Origin of the sequence: Crossiella sp. CA198 (genome assembly GCF_052078295.1) — a bacterium.
Lineage (GTDB): Bacteria > Actinomycetota > Actinomycetes > Mycobacteriales > Pseudonocardiaceae > Crossiella.
Genome location: NZ_JBQJIM010000014.1, coordinates 12,608 through 28,957, shown reverse-complemented (window position 1 = coordinate 28,957; position 16,350 = coordinate 12,608). Strand labels below are relative to the sequence as shown.

General features: G+C 70.0%; 14 protein-coding genes. 9 read left to right on the top strand and 5 right to left on the bottom strand.

Annotation, left to right across the window (positions count from 1 at the left end; genetic code table 11):
* Positions 1-144: 144 nt before the first annotated feature.
* The 5 genes from ACTOWY_RS23380 to ACTOWY_RS23360 form a co-directional block, all read right to left on the bottom strand.
* Entirely contained in the window at positions 145-1,155 is a 1,011-nt protein-coding gene (locus ACTOWY_RS23380) for a site-specific integrase (protein ID WP_441311793.1), read from the bottom strand.
* The gene (locus tag ACTOWY_RS23375; RefSeq protein WP_441311792.1) at positions 1,152-1,388 is read right to left on the bottom strand and encodes an AbrB/MazE/SpoVT family DNA-binding domain-containing protein; all 237 of its coding nucleotides are present in this window, start codon (positions 1,386-1,388) and stop codon (positions 1,152-1,154) included. Before ACTOWY_RS23375 ends, ACTOWY_RS23380 begins: the two co-directional genes overlap by 4 nt.
* A gap of 308 nt (positions 1,389-1,696) precedes the next feature.
* On the bottom strand, positions 1,697-2,005 hold the full coding sequence (locus tag ACTOWY_RS23370) for a hypothetical protein (RefSeq protein WP_441311791.1): 309 nt from the start codon (positions 2,003-2,005) through the stop codon (positions 1,697-1,699).
* Positions 2,002-2,898: a TRM11 family SAM-dependent methyltransferase gene (locus tag ACTOWY_RS23365; protein WP_441311790.1), complete on the bottom strand. Its 897-nt coding sequence runs from the start codon at positions 2,896-2,898 to the stop codon at positions 2,002-2,004. Before ACTOWY_RS23365 ends, ACTOWY_RS23370 begins: the two co-directional genes overlap by 4 nt.
* Positions 2,895-3,641: a hypothetical protein gene (locus tag ACTOWY_RS23360; protein ID WP_441311789.1), complete on the bottom strand. Its 747-nt coding sequence runs from the start codon at positions 3,639-3,641 to the stop codon at positions 2,895-2,897. Before ACTOWY_RS23360 ends, ACTOWY_RS23365 begins: the two co-directional genes overlap by 4 nt.
* Before the next feature lie 819 nt (positions 3,642-4,460).
* On the opposite strand from ACTOWY_RS23360, the gene ACTOWY_RS23355 reads away from it, so the two are divergent.
* From ACTOWY_RS23355 to ACTOWY_RS23315, 9 genes are all read left to right on the top strand, one after another.
* Positions 4,461-5,207, top strand: coding sequence for a hypothetical protein (locus ACTOWY_RS23355; RefSeq protein WP_441311788.1), 747 nt, complete (start codon positions 4,461-4,463; stop codon positions 5,205-5,207).
* Positions 5,208-5,347: 140 nt separating this feature from the next.
* Entirely contained in the window at positions 5,348-5,683 is a 336-nt protein-coding gene (locus ACTOWY_RS23350; RefSeq protein ID WP_441311787.1) for a pilin, read from the top strand.
* Positions 5,684-5,754: 71 nt separating this feature from the next.
* Positions 5,755-7,563 (top strand): hypothetical protein, encoded by a 1,809-nt coding sequence (locus tag ACTOWY_RS23345; protein ID WP_441311786.1) that lies wholly within the window; start codon positions 5,755-5,757, stop codon positions 7,561-7,563.
* Positions 7,560-8,645 (top strand): PrgI family mobile element protein, encoded by a 1,086-nt coding sequence (locus tag ACTOWY_RS23340; protein ID WP_441311785.1) that lies wholly within the window; start codon positions 7,560-7,562, stop codon positions 8,643-8,645. The genes ACTOWY_RS23345 and ACTOWY_RS23340 overlap by 4 nt, the downstream gene beginning before the upstream one ends.
* Positions 8,642-10,477: a VirB4 family type IV secretion system protein gene (locus ACTOWY_RS23335; protein ID WP_441311784.1), complete on the top strand. Its 1,836-nt coding sequence runs from the start codon at positions 8,642-8,644 to the stop codon at positions 10,475-10,477. The genes ACTOWY_RS23340 and ACTOWY_RS23335 overlap by 4 nt, the downstream gene beginning before the upstream one ends.
* Positions 10,467-12,977, top strand: a complete 2,511-nt coding sequence (locus ACTOWY_RS23330; RefSeq protein WP_441312035.1) for a type IV secretory system conjugative DNA transfer family protein — start codon at positions 10,467-10,469, stop codon at positions 12,975-12,977. Before ACTOWY_RS23335 ends, ACTOWY_RS23330 begins: the two co-directional genes overlap by 11 nt.
* A 20-nt stretch (positions 12,978-12,997) precedes the next feature.
* Positions 12,998-14,029: a replication-relaxation family protein gene (locus ACTOWY_RS23325; protein WP_441311783.1), complete on the top strand. Its 1,032-nt coding sequence runs from the start codon at positions 12,998-13,000 to the stop codon at positions 14,027-14,029.
* Positions 14,026-14,988: a C40 family peptidase gene (locus ACTOWY_RS23320; RefSeq protein ID WP_441311782.1), complete on the top strand. Its 963-nt coding sequence runs from the start codon at positions 14,026-14,028 to the stop codon at positions 14,986-14,988. Before ACTOWY_RS23325 ends, ACTOWY_RS23320 begins: the two co-directional genes overlap by 4 nt.
* Before the next feature lie 944 nt (positions 14,989-15,932).
* A complete protein-coding gene (locus ACTOWY_RS23315; protein WP_441311781.1) occupies positions 15,933-16,268 on the top strand; it encodes a hypothetical protein in 336 nt (111 codons plus the stop codon).
* Positions 16,269-16,350 lie beyond the last annotated feature (82 nt).

The window sequence follows — 16,350 nt, the reverse complement described above, 5'->3', positions numbered from 1 at the left end:
CAGCGCCTCGTCCACGATCACCGCCATCCAGTTGTCCCGCAACAGGGCGGCCAAGCCTGGAAACCGAGCACCCGCCAGGGAATGGCCATCTCCTGTCGGATCGCCGATGTCCAGCGCGCAGAGCTGCCCCGCCCGAGCAGGTTGCTACCCAGGCAGCTGGGCCAACGGGTGTGGTTCTCCGGTGAGTGCGGCCAGCGCGGTGGCGACCTCGTAAAGTTCGGCACGGATGTAGGTCGTGGTGGTCCCGCCGTCACCCTTGCCAAAGTGCCCGGCAAACGCGCGGGCGACGCCGTAGCCGAAGTTGCGCTCCACGAACGTCAACGTCGTGTACCGGATCCAGTGCGTGGTGACCTGTTGGATGGCCACCCACGGCAGGTGTTCGCCGACCCGGATCCAGATGTGGTCGTAGCGGCGGGTCGTGATCGGGCGGCCGTTGCGGTAGCGGAAGAGTTGACCGTCGGGTTCGGCGCCACGTACCTCGCCGTGAGCGACCAAGGTGTCCATCATGGTCGGGGACACCGGCTGCCAGCGGACCGTCTCTCCCTTCTCCCGCAAGCGGATGAGGCACTGCTGCGGGTCGAGATCCTTCGGGCGCAGGGCCAGGGCGCCACCGCGGCGGCAGGCGGTTTCGGTGTGCAGGCGCACCAGGGTCAGATCCAGCTCGGGGTCGTTGCCGGTCGAGCCGGCCACCTCGTTGATCTCGGCAAGCCGGGCCGGTGGCAGCGCGCGGCGGGTGCTGGCCAGCCGCCGGGGCTTGGCCACGCGTATGGCCGGGTTGTTCCACTCGCGGATGTGGCCGTCATCCACAGCGTGCCGGAACACGCAGCGGGTCGCGGAGATCAGGTGTTCGGCTGCGCTGCGGCCGGACCTGGAGTTCTTGCGCACCACGGCCCGGTGCGTGGTCTGCTCGGCGAGCTGCTTGATGTCCAGCGCGGTCACCTGATCCAGGGGCCGGTCGCCCCAGACCTCCACCATCCGCCGCCAATACGGACCGTAGACCTCGCGTGTGCTGGAGGAAACGGCATCGGCCACGCGCGGCAGGTAGTCGCGGAGGAGCGGCACCGGTGCGTCCGCGATCGGCGCGGCCAAGAGCTGTTCGGGGCTGATGCCGAGGCTGGCCAGGAGCAGGCGGGCCGCTTCCAGTTCGGCGGTCATCGCCCCGGTTCCTGCCGTGCGCGGGCGTGGTGGGCAAGCAGGATCGACCCCACCGCGACCGGGGTGTAGACCACCAGGAAGTCCTGTCCGGGCAGGGCCACCACGAGGAGGCGGTCACCTGCTGTCAGTCCGCACTGGTGTCGGACGGAGGCGGGCAGCCGCAGGCGCCCCTGCCGGTTGAGGGTGTGTGGGCCGCGGCGCCCGATCACGACGATGACCGCGGCATCGAGCACGGCGAGGGAGATCCGGTGGCCTGGTGGCCAGCCGAGTGCGCGCAGGGGTGATCGGTCGGCGATCCTGCCTCGTTGGTCGACGGGCGAGACGACGCAGTGCAGATCGCTGACCAGCGAGCTGACGCGCAGCTGAGGGACGGGGAGGCCGCCGGGCTGAGACCGCGCGGACGAGGTCGGGGCGCTGACTGCCGCGGCAAGGCGCCCTGCGAGGGAGCGAGGTGAAGACGAGGGCCTATCGGGGCCAGGCAACGTGGTGTTGGCGAACCCCGTCGACGTGGTGCCCGGAGTGCCGCGGACCGGCCCGGGGCTCATGGCGCGCCCCCGTCCGGCAGGTTCATCACAGCGACCTGAACGCGACGCCCCAGGGCGGTCCGGACATCCACCGACCCGTTTGCCGAGCCGACCAGCAAGGCCGTGGACGTCGTGGTGCCGGATCGACGGACCGACGCGGGCCGGATTCTCCGCACGAGTTGCTTCATCCCGCGGCCGGGGTTTGCCCGATGCTGCTGCTCGATGGGCAGCGGTCCGCTGCGGTGGCCCCGGGCCGCGCTGCGGGCCGCGGATCGGCGGTGGTAGGTCGAGTGCCAGCCGCGTTCACGGCACTGCAGGAGGGTCATGCCGCCCACCTCGTGCTCGGGTGAGCGTTGGCGATGCCGTCCTGCCGCAACGCGGTGGTGGCCAACGGCAGCTCGGTGACCACGCCGTCGGCCAGCAGGGTGGCCGGGAGGAAGTGGGCGCGGAAGATCACCACGTCGCAGTGGGCGGTCAGGGCTATCGGTGTTCCCGCCGCACGGGCGTGCTCGGCGGCGCGGCGGACGGTGACCTCGACGCGGGTGAATACCTCGTGCCCGCGCACCCGGGCGGTCACCGCGATGCCTCGCTGCACCGGGATAAGACCGACGGCGCGCCCTGCCTCCAGCACCTGGGTGGGCAGGTCGAGCAGCACGCCGCCGTAGCGGGTGGGCTGGATGACCACCACGACGTAACCGCCGGGACGCAGCAGTGGGTGGCAGCCGGAGAGCATGTCAGTCAGTCGCCGCCAGCGTGAGACCGACCCGGAGCTGTCGACGGCTGCGCTCGGCCGGTGTCCGCGGAGGCTGGTCAGCACCAGGTCCACCTGGCCGGCCAGGTCGGTGGCCTCGGCGTCGTGGAGGAGACCGGGTGTTCCGGTGAGCACGGTTCCGGGCCGTCGGGCGCCGTTGCGGCGGGCCGCGGTGAGGTTCATGCGGGCGACTCGGCGCCAGCGCGGGTCGACGGTCAGGCCGATGGCCCAGCGGCCGGCGCAGAGAGCTTCGGTCACGACGGTGCCTGCGCCGCAGTCGGGGTCCAGGACGAGGTCGCCGGGCTGGGTGAAGGTGGTGATGGCGTGTGCGGCGACCGTGGGTGGGACTTGGTCGCGGTCGGTCTGGGTGGCCGGGGTGTAACCACCGCGGCGGTGCTGGTCGGCGAGGCTGCGTTCGCCGGTGAACCACACCGATGTGGCCGTGGGCGCCGACCCTGCGGCGGTCATCGGAGGTCTCCGCAGTGTCCCCGTACGGTGGTCCCAGGCGGGGCGGCGGTGAAGACGAGGATGTCGCTGAAGGACTTCGCGCTACTGGCGGTGGGTGTGCTGGACTCGGAGCGCTGCTGCATGGTGACGGCGCCGAGCACGGCGATGTGATCGAGAAAGTGGAGTCCGGACCGCCGGGCTGAGCGCACCACCGCGCCGGTAGGGTCGTGCAGCCCGGAGCCGTCATGGTGGCTGTGTGTAATGACGACGACCATGCCCCGGCCGGTCAGGCGGTTGGTCCAGCGACGCAGTCCCAGGTGGTGCGGGACGGTCGGCTCGACCGCGGTGATGATCAGGTCGACCGAGTCCGCGCCTCGATCGACAGCACCGCGGGACGTCTGGTCTGAGTTGCGCTCGCCTACGCCTCGGGCCGCGGTTCTGGTGGTGCGAGGCCCTGGGCTCGACTCGGTGTCGACCACCCCAGCGGCGGCGTCAACCGCGTGGTTAGCGCCGGCCGCATCGGTACAGGTCTGGGCGGTCCGGCCGAGGCGGAACACAGCCCAACGGGCGTCAAGGAGACCGTCGTACTCCCGGCGTTCCCGCGGTGTTCGGACCCTAGCCGCGCCGAGGCGATCTCCTGGTGTGGCTGGACGCGGAACAGCGAGCAGCAGCACTCGGTCGCCGGGACAGGTGTAGCTGGTGACGATCTTGACGATCGTGGACAGCAGCCAGTCCTCCGCGGCGAACCGGGGACCGGGCCACACGGTCGTCAACCTGGGCCGGGACGGCCTGATCAGGAAGGGCTCCCAGCCGAACCGTGGCCGCGCTCCGCGACCGCGGCCGCCAGGCCACCCTCGGGGCGACCCGGGCTTGTTGGTCGAATCAGCGGGTGAGCCGGAACAGCTGCGCGAATCCATCGGAGCCTCCGCAGGGCGAGTGGCGAACTACTGGACGCCCCTTAACTCCGGTTCTGCCGCACCTATTGGACAAAAGCCCATCAACTTTGCAGTCCATCGCGGGAAGGCGACGCGCTGTGGATCCACCACTAGGCACTCTCGTCGACGTCCACCGCCACAGCCCGATTCGACGAGTGAAGCTCTTCCAAGATTTTTTCGACAGGTTGAACCAGGCGTGCAGCTCGTGGCCGGACAAGCGGGCAGTCGACTACTAGTCCACAGCTAGATCAACGATCAAACCGCAGCTCATCGACTACTAGTTCCACCTTGTGGGTTTCCCCGTATGTCGCCGGCGCCCGGCCTTCATTGTGTCGCGAATTCAGCAGGATCTAGTAGTTTCATAGCAGTACCGGGAGATCAAAATAGTATCGCCCTAGCATTTCGCTAGTAATCGTCGTGGCGTACTGGCGTCGTTGTTGAACACCTCGACGCCGTGGGAGATACGTCATGCCTACACGTTCGACCTCGCGCCGCAGCGACGGCGAATCGTATTCGGAGAATGCGCTCGATGTGGCACGCGGTGCCTTCGAGTGGCTGGTCACCGGACCGCATCCGGTGTCGTTGAACGGGCGCCGGCTTCCCGGGCTTCCGGATCGTCAGGTCCCTCTGGATGAACTCCGCGATCTGGTGCTGGAGCGCCGTTGCCGCCAGTCGACCCGGGATGCGGTGTGGGCCCATCTGGTGCTGCGCTCGCGCACCGAGGGCGCGACCTGGACGGTGGCCGCGGTCGGTATGGCCCTGCCCGCGCTCACCTCGGTCACCGCGCGCCTGACCGACCGCTTCGCCGCCGACCCGGCCGATGTCGCCGGCGAGGTCCTGCGCGGGTTCCTCGCCGCGGTCACCACGATCGATCTGCGCCGCCCGAAGATCATGCTGCGCTTGCGGTGGGCGGCTTTCCGTGCCGGGCACGCCGCGGTCGCTGAGGCCCTGGCCGCGCCGACCCCGCTGCCTTCGGGGTTCTTCTCCCGGGCACCGCACCCGCCCTGGGGCCACCCGGATCTGGTGCTGGCCCGCGCGGTGGATGAGGGGGTCCTGACCCGGATCGAGGCCGCGGTCATCGGGGCGACCCGGCTGGAAGAACTGCCCATGGCCGACTGGGCGGCCCGGAGCCGGATGAAGCTGTGGGCGGCCTACAAGATGCGCCAGCGCGCCGAGGCCCGGCTGCGCGCCTACCTGTGCGAGGACACCGCCGAGCCCACCGCACCCCGCCGCCAGCCCCGTCCTCCTCGACCACGTTCGGTGACCGATTCCCGGGGTCGGTCCGGGCGGAAAGTCCGGCGCGGGATGTCCAAGACCGGCTCGGATTCCGGAGTTCAGGAGCGTGAGACCACTCCGTCCTCCCCGCGCCGTTCGGAGGTGCCCCCATGTGCCTGACCCCGCCCCCACCTGCCACCGAACAGCCCCCGACCCAACCTGCCAACCCCCAGCAACCTGATGACCACTTCGTGCTCACCGCCGCGGGTTCCGCCCGCAGTCATCGGAGGACTACGTCCGATTGGGGACCGTGGCACACGGTGCGCCGAGCGCTGCCGGTCGTGGCGTTGCTCGCGGCGGGATGGCTGGGGGCGGCGTCCTCGGCGCAGGCCGAACCGGCCGCGGTGCTGGCGCTGGCCAAGTCGTTGGAGGAAGTGCTCAGCAACATCCAGCTGTGGCTGGCGGGCATCCTCGGCGGGCTGGCCACCCTGTTCCTCAGCTTCGGCGGCGCCCGCTACGTCGCGGCCGGCGGGGATCCCGGTGAGGTGAGCAAGGCCAAGTTGGCGCTCAAGTGCGCGGGCGTGGGGTACGCGGTGGCGCTGCTGGCACCACTGATCGTGGAGATCCTCAAGCGGATCGTCGGGGCCGGACCATGACCGCCACCATCCCTCCCGCAACAGGGAGGCCACGCCGCCGCGGAGTGCCCCGGACCTGGGCCGGATGGGCCTTGGCGGTGAGCCTGGGCCTGCTGCTGGCCGCGGCCTTGGCGGTCACCGCAAGCGCCCAGCCAACCCCTGCACCCACTCCGCCCGCGCCGCCCACCTCCACGAACCCGATCACCACCACGGTGCCGAGCACGTCACCGGGACCCTGCACCGGGCCGGGCTGCATCCCGCAACCGACCACCCCCGGCCGACCGCCGGGCCAGCCGGGCGGGTCGGGGAAGCTGGTGTGCTCCCTGTGGGACACCTCGACCTGGTCGGTCTGCCTGGACACCATGCTGACCGAGTTGTTCCGGGACATGGCCGCTTCCGCGCTCAACCCGTTGCTGGAGCTGCTCGGCAACACCCTGCTCACCACCCCGACCCCGGCATCGGTGCCCCGGATCGGGCAGTTGTGGCAGTCCTCCTGGGAGATCGTGCTGGCCTGCTACGGGCTGCTCGTGGTCTTCGCCGGGATCCAGCTGATGGCCTACCAGACCGTGCAGACCCGCTCTTCGGCGCAGGAGATCCTGCCGCGGCTGCTCACCGGGTTTCTGGCCAGCGCGCTGTCGCTGTTCGTGGCGGTCAAGGCCATCGAGTTGGCCAACGCGCTCTCGGCCGCGGTGATGGGGCCCGGGGTGAACCCGACCGAGGCCGCCGACGCGCTCAAGCTCCTCCTGCTCAACCCGGCCTTCGGGATGAGCATCATCCAGGCCCTGTTGATGATCGCGGTGGCCATCGGCGTGATCGCGGTGCTGCTGACCTACATCGTGCGGGTCGCCCTGACCGTGATCCTCATCGTGGCCGCCCCGCTGCTGCTCATGGGCCACGCCCTGTCGGTCTCCGACGGGGTCGCTAGGTGGTGGTGGAAAGCCTTCGGCGGCTGTCTGGCGGTGCAGCTTGCCCAGTCGTTGACCTTGATCACCGCGTTGCGGGTGATCCTGGCCCCGGGGTTCACGGTGTTCGGGCCAACCACCGGGGGCTTGGTCAACCTGTTGGTGGGGCTCGCGCTGCTCTACATCCTGGTCAAGATCCCCTTCTGGATCTTCAAGCCGCTCAAGATCAGCCAGGGCCGGTCCCTGATGGGCGGGCTGCTGCGCGCCTACGTCATCGGCAAGACCTTCGGCCTGGTCAGCGGACATCGCAGAAGCACCGCGCACTCCCACACCCGCGCCGCCGCCGTGCGGCCGCAGCCGGGTGCGGTCAGCGAGCCGCCGTGGCCGATGGCGATCCGCCAGTGGGGCGGCCTGGCCGGCATCGGCGGCCCGGAGGCCATCGCCCGCCGTCTGCGCGAGCACCGCGCCGCCGCCCACATTCACCAGCAGCCGGGCAGCCGGGTCGGCGCGGTCCGCTTCCAGCAACCCGCCCCGCAGACCCCGACCCACGACCTGGCTCCGCGTCACGCCTCGGAGGCCCCCACCATGACCCAGTTCCAGCCCCCGGTCCCCGACCGGCCCACCACCGCTACGCCCATCGCCCGCCCCGCGGCCGCGCCCAGTCCTCTGCGGTTCCAGACCGCCGCGGTCCCAGCGAACACCCCAGTTCTCGTGCCCGCCGCGCCGGTGCCCACGCACTTGCGGTTCCAGCCCGCCACCCCGGAGCAGTTGGTCCAGCCCCGCATCGCCGACTCCGCGCCTGCGGCCCCGGTGTTCGGGCATCCGGCGGTGGCTCCCCTCGGCCGCCGCGCCCGTTCCCACGCTCCCGCCCCGCTCCAATTCCAACCACCACCCGGCCCGGCGGAGACCCCGGCGAGCGGTCCGGCGTCCGCCCCGTCCGCGGTGCTGTTCCAGCCGCCGGGACCCACTCCGCCGACTCGACCTGGAGGTGAGAAGTGACCGCACCCATCCGCATCCCAGCCGACGTCGACCGGCCCGATCGCATCCTCGGCCCGCTCACCGGACGGCAGGTACTCATCCTCGCCGCTGCCGCCGGACTGCTCTACGGCGCCTACCACCTCACCCGTGACCTGATCCCGTTGCTGGTCTTCGCACTGGCCGCGCTGCCGATCGCGGCGATCACCGCGGTCGTCGCGCTGGGGCAGCGGGACGGGATCAGCCTGGACCGTCTCGCCCTGGCCGCACTGCGGCAGGCGCTGAGCCCGCGGCACCGCGTCGCCGCCCCCGAAGGCATCCCCGCCGTCCCGCAGTGGCTGGCCCAGCACGCCACCACCGCGGGCGGGTCCGGGGCAGTGTCCCCGGTGCCGCTGGAGTTGCCCGCCGAAGCCGTCACCGACGCCGGGGTCATCGACCTCGGCCCGGACGGCCTGGCCGTGCTGGCCGTGTGCTCCACGGTCAACTTCGGGCTGCGCACCGCCGCCGAGCAACAAGCCCTCGTCGCCGTCTTCGCCCGCTTCCTCAACGGCCTGACCGCCCCGGCGCAACTGCTGGTGCGCGCCCAGCACCTGGACCTGTCCACCCAGATCGCCGAACTGCACGAGGGCGCGCCCCGGCTACCCCATCCCGCGCTGGAACAAGCTGCCCGCGAACACGCCGACTACCTCACCCAGCTGGCCGCCACCACCGACTTGCTGCGCCGGCAAGTCCTCCTGGTCCTGCGCGAACCCCTCCACACCACCGGCTCAGGCGGAGTCGGTTCGCCGCTGGCGCTGCTGCGTCGAGGCCGCCCACCGGCGCATCCGGATGAGGGAGCGCGCCGCGCCGCGGAGACGCGGCTTGCCCAGCGGGTGCAGGAAGCCACCGCGCTGCTGGCACCGGCCGGGATCACCGTCACCGCGCTGGATCCCGGCACGGCGACCAGCGTGCTGGCCGCGGCCTGCAACCCCGACTCGCTCATCCCGCCCGGCACCGCGATGGCCACCGCCGACGAAGTGATCACCACCGCGCCCACCGGCGGCTGGAACCCGGCCGCCTTCGGCACCACCGCCAGCACCCACCAGGACGGAGGTGAACCGCGATGAGGCGCACCAGCACCGCGGGCAGCGGGGTGTTCACCCCGGACGCGATCACCGTCGGCGCCCGGCACCTGGAGGTCGGCGGCGAGCAGGTGGCCTCCTTCGCCGTCACCGGCTACCCGCGCGAGGTCCACCCCGGCTGGCTCCAGCCGCTGCTGACCTACCCCGGGCGCCTGGACGTCAGCCTGCACATCGAGCCCGTCGACCCGGTCACCGCCGCCGACCGCCTCAAGAAACAGGTCGCCCGGCTCGGCTCCGGCACCGGCCTGGACCCGCACGCCGCGGTCGCGCTGCGCGATGCCGAAGACCTGGCCGATCGGCTGGCCCGCAGCCAGGACAAGCTGTTCCGCTTCGGCCTCTACCTCACCGTGCACGCCCATACCGCGCAGGAATTGGCGACTGAGGTCGCCGCGGTCCGCTCCTTGGCCGCCTCCCTGCTGCTGGATGCCAAACCCGCCAGCTACCGCAGCCTGCAAGCCTGGATCACCACCCTGCCACTGGGCCTGGATCAGCTCGGGTTGCGGCGCACCTTCGACACCACCGCGCTCGCGGCCAGCTTCCCGTTCCCCAGCCCAGACCTCCCGGCCCCGGACCCGGCCTCCGCCGCGGCACCGACCGGGGTGCTCTACGGGTTCAACCTCGGCTCCCAAGGACTGGTCCACCACGACCGCTTCGCCTGCGCCAACCACAACTCCGTCATCCTGGGCAGCTCCGGCGCCGGCAAGTCCTACCTGGTCAAACTCGAAGCCCTACGCTCGCTCTACCGCGGCGTCCAGGTGCTCATCGTCGACCCCGAAGACGAATACGCCCGCCTGGCCGCCGCGATCGGCGGCACCCACCTGCAACTGGGCGCCACCGAAATCCACCTCAACCCCCTCGACCTGCCAGTGCACACCCGCCCAGACGGGCGGCGCACCGCACCCCGAGACGCCCTGGTGCGCCGCTGCCTGTTCCTGCACACCGTGGTCGCCGTCCTGCTCGGCGCTGAACTCGACGCCACCCAACGCCTCGCCCTGGACCGCGCCATCACCGCGACCTACGCCGCGGCCGGGATCACCGCCGACCCGCGCACCTGGCTACGCCCGGCCCCGCTGCTGGCCGACCTGGCCACCGCCCTGACCCAGGTGCGCGACCCGGCCGCGGTGACACTGGCCGCGCGGTTACAGCCCTACACCACCGGCGCGTTCTCCGGGCTGTTCGCCAAGCCCACCACCCTGCGCCAGGACGGACACTTCGTCGTGTTCTCCCTGCGGGAGCTGGCCGAGGAACTCAAACCCCTCGGCACCCTGCTCGCACTGGACGCGGTGTGGCGGCAGGTCTCCAACGCCGCGATCCGCCGCCCCCGGCTGGTCGTGGTCGACGAAGCCTGGATGCTGATGCGCCAGCCCGCCGGCGCGGAGTTCCTCTTCCGCATGGCCAAAGCCGGCCGCAAGCACTGGGCCGGACTCACCGTGGCCACCCAGGACGCCGCCGACGTCCTGGGCTCCGACATCGGCAAGGCCGTGATCGCCAACGCCTCCACCCAGATCCTGCTGCGCCAGGCCCCACAGGCCATCGAGGAGATCGGCCACGCCTTCACCCTCTCCGCCGGCGAACGCCAATTCCTGCTCTCCGCCGCCCAGGGCCAAGGCCTGCTGGCCACCGGACCCCACCGGGTCGCCTTCCAAGCCCTCGCCTCCCCGGCCGAACACGCCCTGATCACCACCTCACCCGCGGAGCTGGCCGCCCTGACCGAGACCACACCAGAGACCACACCAGAGGCGTTCGTAGACCTGGAGTCCCTGGCCCCCGGGGCCGTCAGTGAGCTAGCCGAGGAGGTCGATCTTGATGCTGCCTAACGTCACCCCGCACTTGCGGCCCGCCGGGAACCTGTTGGAAGGCAACGGGAAACCGTACGCCTCGCCGATCGCGGACTACCTGCTCAACCCGTGGGGCGCGCTCGCCAACCTGGCGACCGCGGCCAGGGACCTGCTCCTGAACTGGGGGCCGACGGCCGCCGGTGTCCTCCTGGTGCTGGCAACCTCGGTGGCGCTCTTCCGCCGGGCCTGGTGCTGCCGCAACCACACCCGGCTGGCCGCTGATGCCCGGCTGATCACCGTGCTGGCCCCGCCCACAGTCGAGCCCACCGGCGCGATCACCTTGTGGTCCAACCTCATCGGCCTGCTCCACCCCGCCTGGAAACGACTGCTGCACGGCCAGCCCCACCTCAGCTTCGAGTACGACTTCACCGCCAACGGCCTGCAGATCCAGCTGTGGGTCCCCGGCCTCATACCCCCAGGGCTGGTCGAGCGCGCCATCGAAGCCGCCTGGCCCGGCGCACGCACCCACACCACCCCGGCACCACCTCCGCACCACGGCGGTCATCTCGAAGCGGTCGGCGGTGAACTCCGCCTGGCCCGCACCGAAGCGCTGCCCATCCGCACCGACTTCGCCACCGACCCCCTCCGCGCCCTGCTCGGCGTCCCAGGCACCCTCGGCCCGCACGAAAACATCCGCGTGCAGATCCTGGCCCGCCCGGTCACCGGGCGCCGCCTCGTACGGGCCCGCCGCGCCGCCCAACGCCTGCACACCGGCCGGCCGATCAACCCGATCAGCAGCCTGCTCGACCTGCTCACCCCCGGCACCCACACCACCCACACCACCCGCACCAACACCGCGGCACCGCGGCTGGATCGGCAGACCAGCATGGACTACAACGCCCAGGACCGGGCCATCGTGGCCAAACAGCGAGAACCGCAATACGACACCCGCATCCGCTACCTCGCCGCCACCACCCTGACCGCCGAACCCACCCCGCAGGAACGCGCCGCGATCCAGGCCGTGCTCCGCGGCCGAGGCCACGCCCTGGCCTCCGCCTTCGCCCCCTACGCCGAACACAACCACTACCGCCGCACCCGCCTACCCCACCCACCGGCCACGATCGCCTCCCGGCGCCTGGACACCGGTGATCTGCTCTCGGTGCCCGAACTCGCCGCCCTGGCCCACCTGCCCCTGGACGAAGCCGTTCCCGGCCTGCACCGCGCCGGAGCCCGCGCCCTCCCACCACCACCCGGCATCGCCACCACCGGGCCACAGGTCAAACCACTCGGGATCAGCGACACCGGACACCCCCGCCCGATCGGCCTGCACGTCGCCGATGCCCGCCACCACCTCCACATCCTGGGCAAGACCGGCTCCGGCAAGTCCGAACTGATCGCCAACCTCGTGCTCGCCGACGCCCAAGCCGGCCGCGGCGTCGTGGTCATCGACCCCAAAGGCGACCTGATCCACGACCTACTACAGCGCCTACCCGAGGAGGTAGGCGAGAAGGTGGTGCTCTTCGACGCCGACAGCCCCACCCACCCCCCGGTACTCAACCCGTTGGAGGGCAACGACACCGCCCGCACCGTGGACAACCTGGTCTCGATCTTCGCCCGGATCTACGCCTCCTCCTGGGGCCCCCGCACCGAGGACATCCTCCGCGCGAGCCTGCTCACCCTCACCACCCAGCCCGGCACCCCCACCCTGCTGGACGTGCCCAAACTGCTCACGGTGCGCGCCTTCCGCGACCGCGCCACCGAACACCTCCGCGACGAGGTCCTGCTGGGCTTCTGGGCCGGCTACAACACGCTGTCCGATCCCGCCCGCGCCCACATCATCGCCCCGCTGATGAACAAACTCCGCGGCCTGCTGCTACGCCCGTTCGTACGCAACGCCCTGGCCGCAGGACCCTCCACAGTGGACATGACCAAGGTCCTCGACGGCGGAATCTGCCTGGTACGCATCGCCAAAGACGCCCTCGGCATCGACACCACCAGCTTGGTCGGATCCATCATCGTGGCCGCGGTCTGGCAAGCCGCCACCCGCCGCGCCCGCCTCTCACAACGCCGACGCCGCGACTGCGCACTCTACGTCGATGAATGCCACAACTTCCTGAACATGCCCCACCCCCTGGAAGACCTGCTCGCCGAGGCCCGCGGCTACCGCCTGTCCATGGTCCTGGCCCACCAGCACCTCGACCAGCTCACCAAGGACCTGCACGCCGGCATCTCGGCCAACACCCGCTCGAAAGTCTTCTTCACCGCCAGTCCCGAAGACGCCCGCCACCTGGCCCGCCACACCCACCCCCGCCTCACCGAACACGACCTGTCCCACCTGGGCGCCTTCCACATCGCCGCCCGCCTGCTCACCGACGGCGAAGAAGCCCACCCCTTCACCGCCCGCACCCGCAAACTCCCACCCCCCATCCCCGGCCGCGCACAGACCATCCGCACCGCCGCCACAGCCAACACCCGCCCACCAACCCCAGCACCCGGACCGGCCACCCGCACCGGCCGCGACCCACGCCGGGCCGCCTGACCACCACCCAGGAGAACAGGATGATCACCAACGTCACGCCCCAACGGAAACTCCGCGGCCACCTACCCCAACGCCCCACCCCACGCGCCGCGGCCACCGGCGCCCACCACGCCCAACTGGCCGCCCGACTCACCCCACGCGACCGGTGGCTGGCCAGGATGCTCTTCGAGCACCGCGTGTTCACCACCCACCAGATCGAGCAGCTGGCCTTCCCCTCCACCCGCGCGGCCAACCACCGCCTCCGCCAGCTCTACCTCTGGCGCGTCCTGGACCGCTTCCAGCCCTTCATCACCACCGGCACGATGCCGATGCACTACATCCTCGACACCGCCGGCGCGACCGTGCTGGCCCACGAAGACGGCCTGGCCCCAGAAACCCTCGGCTACCGCCACACCACCGCCATCGGCATCGCCCACTCCCTGCGCCTGGCCCACACCATCGGTGTCAACGGCCTTTTCACCGCCCTCATCGCCCACGCCCGCCACCCCGCCACCCGCAGCCACCTGACCGCCTGGTGGCCGGAAACCCGTTGTGCGGCCCACTTCGGCGACATCGTCCGCCCCGACGCCTACGGCCGCTGGCAAGAAGCCGGACGCGAGTTCGAGTTCTTCCTGGAGTACGACTTCGGCACCGAAACCCTCACCCGCCTCACCACCAAGCTCACCGACTACGCCCGCCTGGCCGCGGCCACCGCGATCCGCACCCCCGTGCTCTTCCACTTCCCCAGCCACCGCCGCGAGGCCACCGCCCGCCGCGCCCTGGCCGAAGCCACGGCCAGCCTGGTCCACCCCGCCCTGGTCCCCATCGCCACCACAACGCCCCCGGCCATCGCCACAGGCCGCTCCGCGACCGCGGGGTGGCTTCCACTGACCGAACCAGCCACCACCCCACGGCGCCTCGATCTGATCGACCTCGCCGACCTGTGGCCGATCACGAACTCCTCCTCCTCCACCACCACCGAGCCGGTCCGCGGGTCCACCACGGCCCTGACCAAGTTGGCGCCACCAACGCCAATGCCCCCTCCAGCTCCAGCCCGCAGGGCTCAGCCGTGAAACTCGTGCTCGCCGCGATGGCGGTCATCGTGGCGATCCCGGTGGCCATCGCCGCCTTCCTCACCCACCTCGCCGCAACCGTGACCGGCGGCACCAGCAGCCACCCCGGCGCCGAGGCCCTGGCCGACATCCCGGGCAACTACCTCGCCCTCTACCGCACCGCGGCCCCCCAATGCCCCGGACTGGACTGGAGCATCCTGGCCGCCATCGGCAAAATCGAAACCGACCACGGCCGCTCCACCCTCCCCGGAGTCCACAACGGCCAGAACCACGCCGGCGCGGCCGGTCCGATGCAGTTCCTGGCCGGCACCTTCGACGAAGTCCTGCGCCGCCACCGGCTGCCGCCAGGCGGCGCAACCCCACCCTCGCGCTACAACCCGCACGATGCGATCCACGCCGCCGCGCACTACCTGTGTGACTCCGGCGCCCGCGGTGGGCAGGACCTCTACCGCGCGATCTTCACCTACAACCGCGCCGACTGGTACGTCCGCAAAGTCCTCGCTCAAGCCGAGCGTTACGCCGCTGCCGCCTCAGTGGCAGGAACCGGGAATTGCACTGACGTCCAGGCACTCAGCCTGGCCGCGCACGCCGCGATTAGCTTTGCCTGCCAACAACTCGGCCAGCCCTATGTCTGGGGCGGCGACGGCGGGGCCGAGGGCGGGTTCGATTGCTCCGGGTTGACCAAAGCTGCCTACGCCCACGCTGGGATCAGCCTGCCGCGCACCGCACATACCCAGTTCCAGGCTGGCCCAGGCGTCCCAGTCGGGCAGCCGCTGCTGCCGGGAGACCTCGTGTTCTACGGCAACCCGCACATCAAGATCCGCCACGTTGGCCTGTACCTAGGCAACGGCAAAATGATCAACGCACCGACCTTCGGCCAGCCCGTCCAGATCGACAGCTACCGATACAAGAACGACGACTACATTGGTGCAACCCGTCCGATGCGCCGGAATCCATAGTAATAGGTAGAGCATCGAGCGTAGTTGGCGACCGGTCGATCTTCCCGCCATCCGTGGCGCAACTTGAAATCGGGTTCGTCGCACACAAACTTGAAGGCTGTTGGGCACCTACCCGCTGAAGGCAAGTCCGCAGGCACCTACCTCAACGTCTAGCTCCTGCCTCCCAGGTGTGTGATCGCCTCGGTCGGCGCTGTGCTAGGGTGCTCTTGTCTTCAATGGAAGATGCGGCCTCGCACAAAGGGCTGCTATGGCGTCCAGCGGACGGTCTCGGCACCACCGCGTACGACGTTGAGAGGTGTGGGTCACCTGCTTTGTGTGGCAGTTCCGCGTGACCTGTGACAGCAACGTGACCATTGGCGGGCCGAGCCGTCGGAGATGGATCACGTATGCCCTCGTCTGCCCGGCGCACACTTCGCGATCTTCGCCGGTCGTACACCGGCGAGGACAAAATCGCTGCGAAAGCTGGTCTGGGTCGCCGATGCCTTGGGCTCGACCGGTGCACTCCCGAGCAACGCCGATTTCGTGCGCTAGTGGCACTGCATCTATTCAACAACTACAACAGTGAGATTAGCCAGAAGAACATATATAGCACGCACGACTTCTTGGCGTACACCATGGTCGCATCACCGCGATACGACCAGATGGTTTTCCTTATTCCGGGAGCAGTTGAGAACGCCCTCGGTCGCCTAATCTCCACCAATGATGATCTCCGCTTTGGCATGCCAGGTCTGCGACTTGTCGCCAGGAATGACTACCGTACATTCCATGCCGTCCATACTCCTACTGGTGCCCGAGTCGTATTCGCGGCGCGCTCGGACTTCGGGCCGACGGATGCAGTCTCGCGATCTCGGTGGAACCATGATGGATCGTACCTAGATTATTTCCCGCGTTTGGAAATACCTCTAACAGCCGCCGAGCATGCCGCACTGGGCCAAATACCGCCGATGACCGCCGAGATCGAGATAATTCTCGCGGCTCTCGTCACGCGGATCTCCGCTCGGGATCCTCGACGAACCTGGCATGTCGCCAACTGGTGGGGCGACCCGCTGCAGAGGCCGGAGCCGGCCAGCCGCGGACGTGAGCGCAAGCTGTCCCTTTGGGGCGAGGGTCCGCGTTGGAAGCTTCACTGGAACCGGGATCCGTATCCCGAGGACCTTGTTGCTTGTCTCACCGCCCCCGAGATCGGTGTGGCCGGGGCGGAGGCCATAGAAGATGCATTTGGTTGGGCAATCAGACTTGGCGGGTCGTCGCTCTACCTCCGCTACGGCGAGGTTGAGTGATGATGATAGCAACATTGCCGGACTGGACCGCTGTCTTTACGTCAATCACCAGTTTAATCAACAGCATGGCAACAATTGCAGT